This window comes from Paraburkholderia sp. SIMBA_027, from assembly GCF_046535315.1.
GTDB classification, from domain to species: Bacteria; Pseudomonadota; Gammaproteobacteria; order Burkholderiales; family Burkholderiaceae; genus Paraburkholderia; species Paraburkholderia tropica.
Genome location: NZ_JAWRWY010001182.1, coordinates 1 through 252 on the forward strand (window position 1 = coordinate 1; position 252 = coordinate 252).

At 50.0% G+C, this 252-nt stretch carries 1 protein-coding gene; it reads left to right on the forward strand.

What is annotated here, in order from left to right; translation table 11 throughout:
- Nucleotides 1-14 precede the first annotated feature (14 nt).
- Nucleotides 15-252 (forward strand): iron-sulfur cluster insertion protein ErpA (gene erpA, locus SB764_RS42870; RefSeq protein WP_410867158.1); only part of this gene is annotated, 238 nt, incomplete at its 3' end.

Below are 252 nucleotides of genomic sequence, written 5' to 3' on the forward strand. Positions count from 1 at the left end.
GTTTGGAGCAAAATATGAGTGATGACGTAGCACTGCCGCTGGAGTTTACCGACGCAGCAGCCAACAAAGTTAAAAGCCTGATCGCTGACGAAGATAACCCGAATCTGAAATTACGCGTGTATATCACCGGTGGCGGTTGCAGCGGCTTCCAGTATGGTTTCACCTTTGATGATCAGGTGAACGAAGGCGATATGACCATCGAAAAACAGGGCGTTGGCCTGGTGGTTGATCCGATGAGCCTGCAATATCTGG